This window comes from Bacteroidia bacterium (genome assembly GCA_039924845.1).
In the GTDB taxonomy this organism is placed as follows: Bacteria; Bacteroidota; Bacteroidia; order DATLTG01; family DATLTG01; genus DATLTG01.
Genome location: JBDTAC010000077.1, coordinates 1 through 15,675, shown reverse-complemented (window position 1 = coordinate 15,675; position 15,675 = coordinate 1). Strand labels below are relative to the sequence as shown.

13 protein-coding genes are annotated in these 15,675 nt (G+C 35.3%); 10 read left to right on the top strand and 3 right to left on the bottom strand.

Annotation, left to right across the window (positions count from 1 at the left end; genetic code table 11):
• The first annotated feature begins 19 nt into the window (after positions 1-19).
• The 5 genes from ABIZ51_08655 to ABIZ51_08635 are packed head-to-tail and all read left to right on the top strand — an operon-like array spanning position 20 to position 4,429.
• Positions 20-739, top strand: a complete 720-nt coding sequence (locus tag ABIZ51_08655; GenBank protein ID MEO7088846.1) for a hypothetical protein — start codon at positions 20-22, stop codon at positions 737-739.
• Between the two features lie 4 nt (positions 740-743).
• Complete coding sequence (locus ABIZ51_08650; protein MEO7088845.1) at positions 744-1,892, top strand: 8-amino-7-oxononanoate synthase; 1,149 nt, start codon at positions 744-746, stop codon at positions 1,890-1,892.
• 24 nt (positions 1,893-1,916) lie between these two features.
• Entirely contained in the window at positions 1,917-2,540 is a 624-nt protein-coding gene (bioD, locus tag ABIZ51_08645; GenBank protein MEO7088844.1) for a dethiobiotin synthase, read from the top strand.
• Between the two features lie 17 nt (positions 2,541-2,557).
• The gene (bioA, locus tag ABIZ51_08640) at positions 2,558-3,841 is read left to right on the top strand and encodes an adenosylmethionine--8-amino-7-oxononanoate transaminase (GenBank protein ID MEO7088843.1); all 1,284 of its coding nucleotides are present in this window, start codon (positions 2,558-2,560) and stop codon (positions 3,839-3,841) included.
• Between the two features lie 39 nt (positions 3,842-3,880).
• Positions 3,881-4,429 carry a hypothetical protein gene (locus ABIZ51_08635; protein MEO7088842.1) on the top strand — a complete coding sequence of 183 codons (549 nt, stop codon included), beginning with the start codon at positions 3,881-3,883 and terminating at the stop codon, positions 4,427-4,429.
• Between the two features lie 17 nt (positions 4,430-4,446).
• Here ABIZ51_08635 and ABIZ51_08630 read toward each other — a convergent pair whose 3' ends face one another.
• From ABIZ51_08630 to lpdA, 3 genes are all read right to left on the bottom strand, one after another.
• On the bottom strand, positions 4,447-6,030 hold the full coding sequence (locus ABIZ51_08630) for a hypothetical protein (protein MEO7088841.1): 1,584 nt from the start codon (positions 6,028-6,030) through the stop codon (positions 4,447-4,449).
• Positions 6,031-6,152: 122 nt separating this feature from the next.
• Positions 6,153-6,587 (bottom strand): GNAT family N-acetyltransferase, encoded by a 435-nt coding sequence (locus tag ABIZ51_08625; GenBank protein MEO7088840.1) that lies wholly within the window; start codon positions 6,585-6,587, stop codon positions 6,153-6,155.
• On the bottom strand, positions 6,587-7,993 hold the full coding sequence (lpdA, locus tag ABIZ51_08620; protein ID MEO7088839.1) for a dihydrolipoyl dehydrogenase: 1,407 nt from the start codon (positions 7,991-7,993) through the stop codon (positions 6,587-6,589). Before lpdA ends, ABIZ51_08625 begins: the two co-directional genes overlap by 1 nt.
• A 225-nt stretch (positions 7,994-8,218) precedes the next feature.
• On the opposite strand from lpdA, the gene ABIZ51_08615 reads away from it, so the two are divergent.
• From ABIZ51_08615 to ABIZ51_08595, 5 genes are all read left to right on the top strand, one after another.
• Positions 8,219-9,196, top strand: coding sequence for a DUF4238 domain-containing protein (locus ABIZ51_08615; GenBank protein MEO7088838.1), 978 nt, complete (start codon positions 8,219-8,221; stop codon positions 9,194-9,196).
• 174 nt (positions 9,197-9,370) lie between these two features.
• A complete protein-coding gene (locus ABIZ51_08610) occupies positions 9,371-10,219 on the top strand; it encodes an HNH endonuclease signature motif containing protein (protein ID MEO7088837.1) in 849 nt (282 codons plus the stop codon).
• A 189-nt stretch (positions 10,220-10,408) separates the two neighbouring features.
• A complete protein-coding gene (locus ABIZ51_08605) occupies positions 10,409-13,132 on the top strand; it encodes a 2-oxoglutarate dehydrogenase E1 component (GenBank protein MEO7088836.1) in 2,724 nt (907 codons plus the stop codon).
• Positions 13,133-13,178: 46 nt separating this feature from the next.
• Positions 13,179-14,453, top strand: coding sequence for a 2-oxoglutarate dehydrogenase complex dihydrolipoyllysine-residue succinyltransferase (gene odhB / locus ABIZ51_08600; GenBank protein ID MEO7088835.1), 1,275 nt, complete (start codon positions 13,179-13,181; stop codon positions 14,451-14,453).
• Positions 14,454-14,880: 427 nt separating this feature from the next.
• The gene (locus ABIZ51_08595) at positions 14,881-15,567 is read left to right on the top strand and encodes a hypothetical protein (GenBank protein MEO7088834.1); all 687 of its coding nucleotides are present in this window, start codon (positions 14,881-14,883) and stop codon (positions 15,565-15,567) included.
• Positions 15,568-15,675 lie beyond the last annotated feature (108 nt).

Here is a 15,675-nt window from a genome sequence, read left to right as displayed (position 1 = left end):
TTTCAAACTCTATTTCACAGTGAAAAAAATAAGTGCATTTGTAATTTTCTTTTTCACAGTCATTTCTGCTTTCGCTGGATATCATAGTAATCATGGAGATCTCGACAAGAAACACAAAAAATATTTTGTAGCAGTAGGCTATGGAATTGGCACAGCAAAATGGTATTCGCGTTTTCAAAATACCAATTTGTTAAGTACAGATGGATCTGTTATCGAAACCGGAAACACTACGTTTCAAACACAAAACCCAACTAATTTTTATAATTTTGAAGTTTCCTTTCCGGTGCAACGCGTACGCTTGGGTTTAGGTATTTCCTTTGAAAGTTTTTATTTGGATAAACTTTATTTTACGTCTCCTTCCACCATTGCTAGCAATTACATTGTATTCGACGACAACATTCGTTTTGATAAATTTTATGGAATGATTGAAATTCCGTTTAAGCCGGAAAGCAATCAGCCGTATTCTTTCAGTTTTATCGGGCGTTTAGGTTACTACGGGTACAACGGCTTGGCACATTTAGGTTTTTTCGGACAAAACGCTTTGGCAAGCACTTACCTTGCTAATATTGCCTTTCTTGCCGATTACGAACTGTTTACTCAAACCTATCTCTATGTGTCGCCTTGCTTAGAATTTAAGTATTTCCGAAATAATAAAAACGAAGTTCCGAGTATTATTGTTCATGATATTTACACGGCAGGTATCGTATTTGGAATACGTGTTGATTTAGGAAAAAAGTAATTGTATGCACGATTCTAAAAAGAAACTTGACACAGAACATTTTTTGTCAGATGCTCTTTTAGTCCGCCAACAAAACGATTCGCTTCGTGCGCTTTCTGTCAAAAAGAATTTAATTGATTTTTGTTCCAATGATTACTTGGGTTTTGCGCGTTCCGAGAAATTACAAGACAAAATAAAAGCTGCTGAAAAAAATATTTTTTCAAACGGATCTACTGGCTCTCGATTACTTTCGGGCAATTCGGAGATGGCAGAAATCTTAGAAAAAAAAATTGCGGATTACCATCAGGCGGAAGCCGGATTGATTTTTAATTCGGGATACGATGCCAACATCGGTTTGTTTTCATCGCTGCCAAAAGAGAGCACGATTATTTACGACGAGCTGATTCACGCTTCTGTACACGATGGCATACGACTTTCTAAAACAACTGCTTTGCGCTTTATGCACAATGATTTATTTCATTTAGAAGCACGTTTAAAAACAGCCGAAGGAATTATTTTTGTTGCCGTTGAATCCATTTATTCGATGGATGGAGATGCTGCTCCATTAAAAGAAATTTCTGCCTTATGCGAAAAATACGAAGCGTATTTAATCGTGGATGAAGCTCATGCAACAGGCATTTTCGGTAAAAAAGGTGAAGGAAAAGTAACAGAACTACAACTCGAAAAAAAAGTTTTTGCACGCGTTCATACCTTCGGAAAAGCTTTAGGATGCCACGGAGCCATTGTTTTAGGAAGTAATGCACTCCGAAATTATTTAATTAATTTTGCACGAAGTTTTATTTATACCACCGCATTGCCTTATCACGCCTTAATTTCCATAAATTGTGCGTACGATTTTTTAGCTGAATCCAACACCGAAAAAGAGCAGCTCAAAAAAATAATTTTTCAGTATTGTTCTGAAATAAAAACTTTGGAAGGATTTGAGAAAACAACGAATGATGCGCCGATTCAGTGCATTACCGTTCCCGGAAATCAATCTGTAAAAAAATTAGCAAGCGCTTTACAAAATAAAGGTTTTGATGTTCGCCCAATTTTAAGTCCGACCGTTCCGAAAAACAAAGAAAGACTCCGAATCTGTTTGCATTCTTTCACAACCGAAAGTGAAATTTCTACTTTTATAAAAACGCTGAAAGAACAATCCGAAAAACCGTAATTTAGCGCATTCTTAATTCATAAAATGAAAACTATTTTTGTTGCCGGTATCGGAACAGATGTCGGAAAAACAGTGGTAGCAGCTGTTTTAACAGAAGCTTTAAAGGCTGATTATTGGAAACCTGTTCAAACAGGCAGCTTTTTCGGAACAGATACTGAAAATGTAAAAAAATGGGTGACGAATGAAAAAACTTTTTTTCATCCCGAAGCCTATTGTTTGGAGCAATATATGTCGCCACATGCTGCGGCAGAATGGGAAAAAATTTCCATCAAATTGGAAAATATACAAATTCCAAAAACCTCCAATCATCTTGTTATTGAAGGCGCAGGCGGAATTATGGTTCCGCTTAACAACAAGGAATTTGTAATTGACATTGCTAAAAAAGCAAATGCCGAAGTAATATTGGTAATTCAAAATTATCTGGGAAGCATCAACCATTCCTTACTTTCGATTGATGTGTTAAAACAGCGCGGACATAAAATCATGGGATTTATTTTAAACGGTCCGCGAAATGCGTCTTCCGAAAAAGTAATTTTAGCTTACAGTGGCTTGAAATGTCTTGGCTCTATTGGAAAAGAAAAAGAAATAAAAAAAGAAATCGTTTCCAAATACGCTTTGGATTTTGAAAATATCTTGAATGAAAAATAATTTTTCAATTTAAAAAAATGACACTTTCCGAAAGAGATAAAGCTGTAGTTTGGCATCCCTACACGCAAATGAAAACAGCAGATTTACCCATCGCCATTGTGCGCGGAGAAGGCACTTACCTTTTTGATGATACCGAGAAAAAATACATTGATGCCGTTTCTTCGTGGTGGGTAAATGTACATGGACACGCACATCCGCACATCGCAAAAACAATTTTCGCACAACTCCAAACACTCGAACACGTAATATTTGCAGGCTTTACACATGCTCCTGCGGTAGAACTTTCGGAACGGCTTTTAAAAAAGCTTCCGAACAATCAGCAAAAAATATTTTTTTCAGACAACGGTTCTACTGCCGTAGAAGTGGCGTTGAAAATGGCTTTTCAATATTGGAGCAATCAAAATTTACCTCGAAAAAAAATCATTGCATTCAAAGATGCCTATCACGGCGATACGTTTGGAGCAATGTCGGTAAGTGCTCGCAGCGCGTTTACACATCCGTTTTTTCCTTTTTTGTTTGATGTCCTTTTTATTGATATTCCTTCCGAAGGTTCTGAAAATAAAGCCTTGGAGCAATTAAAAAAAGCAGTTGAAGAAAATAAAAATGATGTAGCCGCTTTTATTTTTGAGCCGTTGTTGCAAGGTACAGCTGGAATGAAAATGTATCAACCTTCGGCTTTGGATGACTTGCTTACGTATTGTAAACAAAAAAAAATTATTACGATTGCCGATGAAGTAATGACGGGTTTCGGACGAACCGGAAAATTTTTTGCAACTCATTATTGCACGCAAAAACCTGATATTTATTGCCTTTCTAAAGGATTGACAGGCGGAACAATGGCGATGGGAATTACTTCTTGTGCGCAATTTATTTACGATGCTTTTTTGTCGGATGATAAATTAAAAACTTTTTTTCACGGACATTCTTATACCGCAAACCCTGTTACTTGTGCAGCTGCATTGGCGAGTATGGATATTTTTGACGATCCCAAAACCTTTGAAAATATTCATCGTATCGAGAAATTACAAAAACAATTTATCGAGAAAATAAAAAACAATCCGAAAATTAAAAATGCACGTTGCATTGGAACTGTTGCTGCAATTGATTTATACAACGACACGAATACATCCTATTTTAATGAAATTCGCGACAAAGCATACCATTATTTTTTAGACAAAGGTGTTTTATTGCGTCCGCTCGGAAACATTATTTACATTATGCCGCCGTATTGTATTTCGGATGAAGATTTGCGCTACGTGCAAGATTGCATTGAAAAATTTATTGCTGAAGAAATGATTTAATCACTCAAAATTTACACTCAAAAAAATATTTTTTTGAACATGGAAAAAATTGGAAATAGAATTAGTATTGAAAAGACTGCCGATCGTTTACACATTGAAATTGTTGCTTCTACAAATGCGGATAATTTAAAACGTAATTTATTAATTATTTGGTTATTGATGTGGACTGCATTGGGCGTTATTGTTGCTTCTCAATATGTTCAATTACGCGATCCAAATCAAAAAACATTTCTGATTGTTTATTTAGGATTTTGGCTTTATTACGAATATAAAGTAGGAAAAACATTGCGCTGGAGAATGTTCGGAAAAGAAATTATTGATATAAATAACGAAACTTTTTCCATCACAAAAATGCTTTCCGGAAAAGGAAAAGAAGAATTATTTGAGTTAAAAGACATTCACGAATTACACTTGTTTGAAGGCAGAGAAAAAGGTTTTTTCAAATCGTTAAATAATTCTTATTGGGTAATCGGATTTGGCTCCGTAGCTTTTGATTATGATGGAAAAGAAATAAAATTTGGATTGCAAGTGGAAGAAGAGGAAGCGAAACAATTAATGAAAATGGTCAAATATCGCTTGAAGAATTAAAAAAACAATTTTAAATTCTAATTCGTTTTTCCATTTAAAAAATCCAACTGCTTTACTTTTAGTAATCCTAAATTTAGTGTTGGTATTTTATTTATAGGGTTTATTTTAGCGGAATCAGGATTTATTTCGCCTCTTATCGCAGTTTTTCCAACTGCCGAAGCAATCCAGTGATAGAATTTAAAATCTCCTAATAATTCAAAACTTCCATCAGGTTTTGTAATGGTATGATACGAATGCAGCCAGTATTGATTCCATCCTAAAACAACTCCGCCTTGTATTGGCTTATTATTTTCATCAACCAAATGTCCGATAAGACGATACGTATGGAATTGAGAATAATTATAATAGTTGGGTAAAAAAACAGGTTTGCCTTTCACTGCTTTTGGATTGAAATGCTTAAATGCCTCCACCACGGGTTTCACCGTGCCATACACAGTAAAACCATTGACTTTTGTTGTTCCTTTCTGATTAACAACACCCATGTATTTATTACTGTAATTTCCCCAATCAACATCTTTATATTGCCACCACGAATAGCCTATTGCACCACAGTTATAGGCTTGTGTCAATGTTTTTTCTGCAAAATATTTTTGTTGCTGATACGTAACAGAATCATTGTCTGCTGCAATCGCAGTTTCTCCAATTATCCAAGGTTTACCAGTATATTTTCCATACCAATACATTTCATTTCTAACTTGTTCGGTTTCGTATTCATACGGATGATAGGAAATAAAATCAACATCCAGAATAGTTGGATCCCACTTAAACACTTCTCTAATTCCTTCTAAACCAATAGTTGATAATTGATACGCAGCATTTCGCTTTTGTATCTCGCTCCAATTCTTTACGATTAAATAAATATCTTTTTTCTTTCTGGGTATAGAATCAAAATAGAGTGGTTCATTAAAAAAATCGTACGCCATTAAAGTAGGTTCATTTTTAAACCTATTTGTTATTTTTTCAAACAACGTATCAGAAGCGCTAAAATTAGGAACCATCCTAACCAATAAAATTACTTTTAAACCGGCTCTATCAGTAATTGTAAATAAATCAGACAAAGCATTAAAATAACGCGCATCGTTTTCGCTGTTATTAAGCACTATTGAACTGTCCTTTTTGTTGCCAATGGCAAATTCACTAATAAGTTTCTTTTGTTTATTAAAAGTTGTTTCTCCGATACCTACAATTCTGACCGTATTAAATCCCATTTTTTTTATCAAATCCATTTGTGCTTGCAATTGCATTAAGCTGGAATCTTTAGTGGTAAATCGAAATTTATTATTTGGATCATAGTTTTTCGTAGGACAAGGCCACAACTCCTTTTTATTACCTTGCATCGAAACAAAATAATTTAACACAATAGGAAAAAATGCAGAATCGCCGATGCTAAAATGATTGTGTTGGATAGACACAAAACCTTTCTTATTGCGAGTCGGTAAAATAATAGGACGCTTAATCGTGTCTTCATGCTGTTGAATGGACACTAACTTCTTTTTATTTTGCATGGATAAACGTTCTCTTTTACCTGAATAATAGAAATAGCACATTATCCCTATCGTAATTATAAATACATAAAGCGGTAAAAATGTTTTTTTATTCATCCATTAATGTGTCAATCGTCAGCAAAATTTGGTCAAAAGTAATATAAAATACAAGCGCTGCGTGTTTGTATTGAACCCAGTGAAAAAAGAGAACTATTTTTATCGTTCAAAAAAATAATTTTTCAAACCAATTTTTTCTCCATTAAATAATGTTGAATTTCTCCCCACATTAAATAGGATTTTTCTGTAATGGAATAACCTTGTTTTTGGTAAAAGCCGACAGCATTTTCGCGGGCGTGCAAAATTATTTTTTCAGCTCCTTTTTCGCGCGCTATTTTTTCGAGGTGAGAAATTATTTTTTTTCCAGCGCCTGTTTTCTGTCCGCTTTCACGAACGCCCATAAATCTCAATTGTGCAATTTCAGGAGTGTTTAATTGCAAACGACAAACAGCCAAAGCGTTTTTATTTTCATCCAATAACAAAGCATGAATAGATTCATTTTCCTGTTCGTCTTTTTCGCTGCCAACAGGTTTTCCCCAAGGCGCGCGCAAAACTTCCCAACGTAAACGATAATACGCTTCGAAATCGGCTACTGTTTTTGGCTCTATAATTTGCATTAAATATGAATCGCTCTTTTGCCTGTTGCGTCCATTGCCGCTTCTTTAACAGCTTCCGTAAAGGTAGGATGCGCATGACAAATACGCGCAATGTCTTCTGCGCTGGCGCGATATTCCATTGCTACAACGGCTTCCGCAATGATGTCGGCTGCGCGCGGACCAATAATATGCACGCCCAAAATTTCATCCGTTGCTTCGTCTGCTAAAATTTTAACGAATCCAAATTCGGCATCCATCGAAGCACGTGCTCTTCCGCTTGCTTTAAAAGGAAAATTACCAATTTTATATTTTTTATTTTGCGTTTTTAATTGCTCTTCGGTTTGTCCAACACTTGCCACTTCTGGCCAAGTATAAACCACTCCCGGAATTAAATTATAATCAATGTGCGGTTTTTGTCCTGCCATTATTTCTGCTACAAAAACACCTTCGTCTTCTGCTTTGTGCGCTAACATTGCGCCTTTTATCACATCACCAATCGCATAAATATTCGGTACATTGGTTTGCAAATGATCGTCCGTTTCAATTTTTCCTCTACTATCTAATTTTACACCCGCTTTATCTAAATTCAGATTTCCCGTGTACGCCTTTCTGCCAACAGCCACCAAACAAAAATCGCCTTTGAATTCTACCTTTTCGCCTTTCTCATTTTCTGCCGTAACGGTAACGTCATTTCCTTTTACAGAAGCGCCGGTTACCTTGTGTTTAAAGTAAAAATCGAAGCCTTCCTTTTTCAATACTTTTTGAAGTTCTTTGCCAAGTCCTTTATCCATCGTACTTATAATGCCATCTGTAAATTCGATAACGGAAACCTTTGCACCCAAACGCGCATACACAGATCCTAATTCTAAACCAATTACGCCGCCGCCGATAATAATGAGTTGCTTCGGAATTTCTGTTAAATTTAAAGCTTCGGTAGAAGTAATAATTCGTTTTTTATCAATCGTAATTCCAGGTAAGGAAACAGGTTTGGAGCCTGTCGCGATAATTATTTTTGCACTTTCTATTTGTGATTTGGTTCCGTCCGCTTTTGTAATTTCAACCGTAGTTTTATTCACAAAACTTCCGAATCCATTGTAAACAGTGATTTTATTTTTCTTCATCAAAAACGCAACACCATCGCAGGTTTGCTTCACCACATCGGCTTTGCGCTTTATCATTTGCGCTAAATTGATACTGATATTTTTTATATCAATGCCATGTTCTGTGAATTTATGTGTGGCATTAAAATAATGTTCCGACGAATCCAACAAGGCTTTGGAAGGAATGCAACCCACATTTAAACACGTCCCGCCCAGCGTATTGTAACGTTCAATAATGGCAGTTTTCATTCCCAATTGTGCGCAACGAATGGCTGCTACATATCCACCAGGACCAGAGCCAATAATTGTAACATCAAATTTTTCCATAAAAAATTATTTTTTCGATTTCAAAAGGCGAAGTTAATAAGAAAGTACGAAAAGAGGTTTCAAAAAAATATTTTTTCGAGGCGCTTTATTTTCGAGATTTTTTTGTTGAAAAGGGAAATGAATATTGCTTATTTTTGGAAGTGAAAAAATGTTTTGTATAAGCACATTTCAAAATTGCAAATTTACTCGACAAACCACTCGTTCATCGAAATACAAAAAAAAAAAATGAGTAATCAAGAGACAAAAAAACAGCACTGGGTACCGAAAACCTATTTAGAAAAATTTAGCATTGAGAGAAAAAAGGATGAATTTCTAATTTATGCTACAGACAAAATGGACTTAAAAAATCCATTTAGTACTAATGCAAGGGATATATGTGCAGAAAATTATTTATATACATTACAAGGAGAAACTGAAGAACAAAGACAGCTAATTGAAAATATATATGGAAAATCATTTGATGATAATTACAATAGATTTTATTCAATACTCACCAATCCAAAAATCAACCAAATTCTTCCTTCAGCAAGCAAATTAATAATATCAACGGCTGTTACATTATTATTTCGCAATCCTAAGCTAAGAAATAGTAACAATAATTTATTCCGTGAAATTTTTGAGGAAGGATTTAGGTTTGCTGAGAAAAATAATAGGGAGTGTTTTTATTTATCAGAAAAAAAAATAATAGTTAGAGGGAAAGAAATTAACGAGTCGTATAAATCATATATTAATGAATCAAAGGATTTGTTGAATATTCAACAATTGGACTTAGCATTAAAACTCATTAACCTCCGCATTAATGATCAAATACATATCGTTAAATTGGAAGAGCAAGAACATACACTAATTACATCTGATCACCCAGTGATATTATACAACGGCAGTAACAACATAATAGCACCTTTTGACATAAAGAATGAAATAAAAATACCTATTGACAATAAACATAATTTATATATTTACCCTCATAGTTCATTCACAAGAACGAATTATATAACAAGAACCTTTCATAAAGGAGTTGTTTCTAAACGTGAAATGATTAACTCTAATCAAGAACAATATAATTCTTCAAACAAATTTTTACTTGGATATAAAGAAGATATTGAAAAATACATTTGCTTTTATAAAAACCCAAAGAATTTATTTGCAAAATCCGAGCAAAAAGAACTTAACGAAATTGACAATAAGTTCCGTAACCACTAAGCTCCACTTTTGAAATTATTTCTTGTAATTTCCGCTTAAAAAATGCTACACTGTTTTTTGAATTTGGTTTCTTTTTATTCTGTTGTTGAAAAGACAAATAAATAATTCTTATTTTTGGAAGTGAAACTGAAGTAGCGTGCATAAACAAGTTGTCCGTAAGCCAAAAAAAACATTGTGGGAACATTTATACTTTGCGTAATAGTAATTTTGGTAATTGGTTATTTCATCAACAAAAAGATTGAAGATGGAAAACAAAATAAAATTAGAAAAGTAATATTTGAAAATATTGATGATTTTTATACAGAATACTATTCTCAATTAACCACAAACTTGCAGCAAAAATATCCATTTATTGGCTTCACCTTTTTGTCCTATGAGCAATATAAAGCGGACAATTTTTTCACTCTTATTGATTACAAACAAAGTAAACTGAAAATAATTCATACTCTTGCAGAACCTTTAGTCTCATATTGCATAGACACGTATTTAAATCACTATCGAGATTTCACTATACCGCAAATTGAAAAAAACGATAGCGACTTTTGGGGAAATGAGGAGAAATATAGAACTACTGAAAAAGGACGAAATCCAACGGATTGGAGTTTAAGAAGAGAATTAGTTTACAATAGAGATAATGGTCAATGTCAGCGATGTGGGAAAAATGAAAAAATAAATACTTGCCATATACATCATATAATAAGAAGAGCGAATGATGGTAATCACGCATTAGAAAACCTTGTTGTTCTTTGTAGAAGTTGTCACACTTTGATGGACGGGCATTCAAAAATGCAATCCTTTCGGGATTATTACATCTCGAAAAGTAAAATAATTCATATAATAAAATGCCAACACTCATTTACTAGTCAAAAAAAGACAGCAAGTTATGGAATGCTAAGAAATAAAGGATTTACTGGTTGTAAAATTTGCAAACCGTGGATTTATCACGAAAATGCAAAATCTGAATGGAAGTATGAAATTGAATTTCACATACATAAAACTTTGAAGGCTTATCTCCTCCAATAAACACTAAGTTCTGCTACACTGTTCAAAAAAATATTTTTTCGAGATCAAATTTTCAGCGATAAAAGGAGGCTTCAAAAAAATAATTTTTCAAAGCCAGAAATACGTGAATTTTATATCTGTATATTTTTCAAATCATACCGCTATTTTCAATAAAAACCATAACTTTGTCTATCAATTTCAAAAAAATATATGGATAAGTTTTCCTACTTGAGCAATGCTGATACTTCCGCCTTGGAAGAAATGTACAAGCAGTATTTGAAAGATGTTAATTCGGTTGATGTTTCATGGCGAGATTTTTTCGAAGGTTTTGATTTTGCACGAAAAAACTATGAAGATACAGGCGAAGTTCCAGAAAATTTCAAGAAAGAATTTAACGTCATTAACTTGATTAATGGCTATCGCAGTCGCGGACATTTATTTACTAAAACCAATCCTGTTCGAGAAAGAAGGCATTATTCGCCCACGCTCGACATCGCTAATTTCGGACTTGTTGACGCAGATTTGGAAACGGTTTTTCAAGCCGGCTCACAACTCGGAATTGGGTCTGCGAAATTGAAAGATATCATCGCCCATTTGGAACAAACGTATTGCGCGTCTATTGGCGTGGAATACACGTATATTCGCATTCCGGAAATTGTAGATTGGCTGCGCGAGAAAATGGAATCGAGCAAAAATACGCCGCATTTCAACATCGAAGAAAAGAAAACAATTCTCAATAAAATTAATCAAGCTGTTGTTTTTGAAAATTTTCTGGGAACAAAATTTGTCGGACAAAAGCGTTTTTCTTTAGAAGGTGCAGAAGCCTTGATTCCTGCCTTAGATACCGTTATTGAAGTAGGAGCAGAGAGCGGAATTGACAGTTTCGTAATTGGAATGTCGCATCGCGGAAGATTGAATGTGTTGGCAAATATTTTGAATAAAACCTATAAAGATATTTTTACGGAATTTGAAGGAAGAGAATCGGAAGATTCATTGTTTGAAGGCGATGTAAAGTATCACAATGGCTATTCTTCGGATTTATTTACGAATAAAGGAAAACAAATTCACCTCAGTTTAACGCCCAATCCATCGCATTTAGAAGCGGTAGATCCAGTTGTGGAAGGAATAGTGCGCGCGAAAATTGATAATTTATACAACGGGAATAATTCCAAAATCATTCCGATTTTAATTCACGGAGATGCTGCTATTGCTGGACAAGGCATCGTTTACGAAGTGGTGCAAATGTCGCAATTGGAAGGGTATAAAACTGGCGGAACCATTCATTTGGTGGTGAACAATCAAATCGGATTTACAACCAATTATTTGGATGGTCGCTCAAGTACATATTGTACAGATGTGGCGAAAGTGGTACATGCGCCTGTGTTTCACGTAAATGGAGACGATGCAGAAGCGGTAGTTTTTGTTTGTCAAATGGCGATGGAATACCGTCAGAAATTTCACAAAGATATTTTTATTGACATTTTGTGTTATCGTAAATACGGTCATAACGAAGGCGATGAGCCACGTTTTACGCAACCTTTGTTGTATAAACTAATTGCGCAACATCCTAATTTGAGAGAAATTTATAGTAAAGAATTAGAAGCGCAAGGCGAAATAGAAGCCAGTTTAGCGAAAGAGATGGAGGTAAAATTCAAGGATCTTTTGCAAAGTAAATTAGATGAAGCCAAACAAACTGCTAAAGCAAAAGTAACTTCTTTCTTAGAAGGTGTTTGGAAAGGCTTGCGCATGGCGACTCCTGCTGATTTTGAAAAATCTCCTGACACAGCAGTAGATAAAAAAATATTTTTAGACCTCGCCAATAAAATTGTTCAACTGCCTCCTGAAAAAAAGTTTTTCACCAAGATTGCGAAACTGTTTAAGGATAGGAAAGCAATGATTGATAACGACAGTTACGATTGGGGAATGGGCGAATTGATGGCGTATGCGACTTTGTTAAACGAAGGAATTGGCGTGCGTTTGAGCGGACAAGATGTAGAACGCGGAACTTTTTCTCACCGTCATGCGGTTGTGAAAATTGAGGATTCGGAAGAAGAATACATTCCATTAAATCACATCAGCGATACGCAAGAAAAATTCTCCGTTTATAATTCCTTGCTTTCGGAATACGGCGTGTTGGGTTTTGAATACGGGTATGCGTTTGCATCGCCAAATCGACTCACCATTTGGGAAGCGCAATTCGGAGATTTTTTTAACGGCGCACAAATTATTGTGGATCAGTTTTTAACCTGTGCAGAATACAAGTGGCGTAGAATGAATGGCTTGGTAATGTTGCTGCCACACGGTTACGAAGGGCAAGGACCAGAACATTCCAGCGGACGTATGGAACGCTTTTTACAACTTTCGGCGGAATACAATATTCAAGTGGCGAATTGTACCACGCCGGCTAATTTGTTTCATCTCTTGAGAAGACAGCAAAACCGCCCTTTCCGTAAACCTTTAATTGTGTTTACTCCGAAAAGTTTATTGCGTCATCCAAAATGTATTTCCTCTCTAAAAGATTTTACTACGAATGGTTTTCAAGAAGTAATAGATGATGTTTCTGCGAAAGCAGCGAACATTAAAAAAATTGTTTTTTGTACCGGAAAAATTTATTATGATTTGTTGGAACATCAAGAAAAAGAAGGTGAAGATTCCATTGCATTGGTACGCATAGAACAAATTTATCCGTTACCTTTAACACAATTAAAAGCCATTTTAGCGAAATACAACAAAGCAAAAGAATGGTTGTGGGTGCAGGAAGAACCAGAGAATATGGGCGCATGGACATTCATCGCAATGAATTTCCGCGAAGTGCCATTGAAAGTAATTTCACGTGCTGCAAGTGCAAGTCCGGCAACGGGTTATCACGGAATGCACGAACAACAGCAAGAACAAATTATAGAAAAGGTGTTTGAAAAAGTATTGGTTAAATAATCAGTTTTCATCGAAAAAAATTAAGAAAATAGTAAATACTCCACTTATGATCGTAGAAATAAAAGTTCCAAGTCCGGGCGAATCCATTACAGAAGTACAAATTGCACGTTGGTTAAAAAAAGACGGCGATTACGTAGAACGCGACGAAGAATTGTGTGAAATAGATTCTGACAAAGCCACCCTTACCGTGAATGCAGAAGATGCTGGTACGATTAAAAGAATGGCTGCCGAAGGCGATACCGTTTTGGTAGGAAGTGTAGTGTGTAAAATTGATACAAGTGCGAAAGCTCCTGCTGCATCTGCAAAACCTGTTGTTGCTGAGAAAAAAGCCGAAGTGAAAGCAGATGCGAAAGTAGAAGCAAAGCCAGTTGCTAAAGTGGCGGAAGTTACTGAAGTAGCGAAACCGAAAGCGGAAACTACTTATGCTAATGGAGTACCATCGCCTGCTGCTAAAAAGATGATGGATGAAAATAAAATTTCCACAAGCAAAATAAATGGCACTGGTAAAGACGGAAGAATCACCAAAACAGATGTCATCAATGGCATGGCTGCCGGATTTGATAGTGCTGCAATAGCGGGCTGGGGCGGAACACGTGATGAAGATCGTCAGAAGATGTCTGCCTTGCGGAAAAAACTTTCTAAACGTTTGGTGACGGTGAAAAATGAAACGGCCATGCTAACTACGTTCAACGAAATAGACATGAGCGCGATTTACGCACTGCGCGCCAAATACAAAGATAAATTTAAAGAAACGCACGGTGTTGGTTTGGGTTTTATGAGCTTTTTTACAAAAGCGGTAACGGAAGGACTTCATTTGTTTCCTGCGGTAAACGCGATGATTGACGGAGAGGAAATTGTGTATCTCAATTATGCAGATATCGGCATTGCAGTGAGTGCGCCAAAAGGATTAGTGGTTCCGGTGTTGCGCAATGCAGAGCAAATGAGTTTGGCACAAATCGAAACACAAATAAAAAACTTAGCGGTAAAAGCACGCGAAAATAAAATTACGTTGGAAGATATGTCGGGTGGAACATTCACCATTACCAATGGTGGCGTGTTTGGTTCCATGATGTCAACTCCAATTATAAATCCTCCTCAAAGCGCTATTTTAGGAATGCACAATGTAGTGGAAAGACCGATGGCTATTAACGGACAAGTAGTGATTCGTCCGATGATGTACGTGGCACTTTCGTATGATCACCGTGTTATTGATGGACGCGAATCGGTTGGCTTTTTAGTGAAAGTAAAAGAGATGCTGGAGAATCCGACAAAGATTATTTTTGGAGGCAAAGAACCTGCGGACGTTTTATTGGGATTTTAATTCTCTGGTTTTTCTTTTGTTAGCTGTCATTGTCTAATGTTGTTCGGAATTTCCCTGAGTGGCAGCGATTTTGATGGAGGTTTCGACAAGCTCAACTACTACATCTTACATTGGCTGAGTTTGTCGAAGCCAATATCACATGACCTTGTCGGAGCCAACAATCACATCGAAGCCTTTTTTATTAGAATATGCCTTTGCTAATTCTGGCAATTTATCATACTCGCCATTTCTTTTATTAAGTTCATTTCAAAAAATATTTTTTAAGAAAAAAATTATAGTTCAAAGATACCGTTTTTCCTTTGGAGTGATTAAGTGATGAGGTAATTAGGTGATTAAGAAAAGGCGATTGTCATTTCGTAATGATGCGGAATTTGCGTGTGGGAAAATAATATATCTTTGGTATTGAGAAAAAAATAATTTTCGTGATATGAAAAAAATATTCTTTCTTTTTTTTATAATTAGTTGCTTTTTATTTTCTTGCAATAATTCTACTCAAGAAAAGCCGAATACCACAGAAAAAAAAGATTCATCTATTTACGTTCAGAAATTAGTAACCAAAAAATCTGTTAATCCGAATAATAAAAAAAAATGGGTATATAAGGATAGTATTTATACCTACGAAAAAGATATATCTAATGGCGAATATTCGCTATCAGTAAGAACAACGTGTTTAAATGATTCCGTGAAGCCAGAAGAAACAAACATTTTTAATCCCGTTGTGCTAAAACAGGAAATGATTTTTATGAAAAAGAATAAAATTATTTATGAACGAAAATTTCCGGCTTTGGAAATAACACAAATGGTATATAATTATAAAAAAGTAAAAATGTGTGAAAATGTAATATATGAGATTGGACTGATTTCAGGACTAAAGATTCCATTTTATACCGTTTATGGTTATGGTGGATGTAACTCTTGCTCGGAATATTTTGGATATTTTACTTTAGATGGTAAATTATTATGGGAGTATTATGGTGTCAAGGGCGGCTGGGAAGGCAGAGGCGGTAAGACTTATTTGAAAATAGGAAATGATAAAACTATAAAAGAGTTTGATATACCTGATAGCTTATATCCACAACATTTAAAAATAGTAGAGGTATATAATAATGATTAGGTAGGTAGTGTTCAGAATGACACATTAATTAACATCGCTACATCCGCACATCTTCAAATTTTCAAAACAGATTTAATTCTTAATTTTTTACAAATACATTGCGTTCGA